Origin of the sequence: Corynebacterium sp. HMSC064E07 (assembly GCF_001815745.1) — a bacterium.
Lineage (GTDB): Bacteria > Actinomycetota > Actinomycetes > Mycobacteriales > Mycobacteriaceae > Corynebacterium > Corynebacterium jeikeium_D.
In genome coordinates this window covers 1-1,280 of the sequence record NZ_KV821826.1, presented here as the reverse complement: position 1 = coordinate 1,280, position 1,280 = coordinate 1, and the positions used below count along the sequence as shown (strand labels likewise).

Here is a 1,280-nt window from a genome sequence, read left to right as displayed (position 1 = left end):
GGGTTAAACGACAGAAAGTGTGTCTGGATTCGGTGATTTGTAGTGGTTGACCTCTAGGTTTCAGAGAAATATATGCTCCGGGAGCATATATTTGGCTCCGGGACGGTAAATCCGCGGTGTGGCAGCAGTGATGTGCTACACGCGGCGTGGTGTGGTGTCGCAATGTCAAAGAACCAACCACGCTGCCACTGCGGCGATGAGATGAAACGCAACGGCACTACCAGCAAAGGAACTACGAGGTGGCGATGCAAACACTGCGGCGCGTCGAGTGTGAAGCGCCGCAGCGACATCACCAATTCCACGGTTTTTGCCGCCTTCATTGACCACCTGACCACTGGCGCCAGCCTCGATACCGTTGCCAGTCGTGTGGGATGCTCACCGCGCACACTGCAACGCCGCTTCGAACCCTTCTGGCTCGTTGACGTACCAGATCCCACCATCGGACATATCGGGCGGGTTTACGACCAGGTGTTTCTAGACGGCACATATACCGCCGGCGGCTGTTTGATCATTGCCGCAACTATCGACCATGTCATCGCCTGGCACTGGTGCAAACACGAAACCACGCGCGACTACCAACGACTTCTCGAGCGCATCGAAGCCCCACTTATCGCCGTTATCGATGGCGGCCAGGGAGCGTTTAGCGCGATCAAAAAGTGCTGGCCCACCACGAAAATCCAGCGTTGCCTCGTCCACGCCCAACGCGTTGTACGCCGCTACACCACCTCACGGCCCCGGACTGATGCCGGGCGCACCATCTACCGACTGGCGCTGAAACTGACCCGGATCACCACCCTGGACCAAGCAGCAGCATGGGGTGCACAACTGCACGAATTCTCCACGATCTACCGTTCCTGGATGGACGAGAAAACCACGGTCAAAGACCCTAAAACAGGTACATGGACCCGCACGTGGACACATCACAACGTGCGCAAGGCCTACAACAGCCTCAACCACCTCTGGCGCTCCGAACTGCTGTTTGTCTACCTCACCCCACCAGAAGGTGTGCTGGAGAAAAACCGGATTAAATCCACCACCAACAGCCTTGAAGGCGGCATCAACTCCCAGATCAAACTACTTGCCAGAACACACCGCGGCAGATCAGGCGAACGACAACGCCGAATGCTGGATTGGTGGCTCTACTTAAAAACCGAACTGCCCGACGATCCAGCACGAATCGCCAGGCAGTCCAACTGGGGCCAGGACCAACTCGCCAAAGTTTCCACCCTGACCCAACACGAGAACCAAGCCGACCACGAAACAGGACGACCAGCCCTCTA

The 1,280-nt window shown here is 57.0% G+C and carries 1 protein-coding gene; it reads left to right on the top strand.

Annotated features, from left to right (window positions below; genetic code table 11):
• Positions 1–162: 162 nt before the first annotated feature.
• Positions 163–1,280 (top strand): IS1249 family transposase (locus HMPREF3053_RS08370; protein ID WP_070767564.1); only part of this gene is annotated, 1,118 nt, incomplete at its 3' end.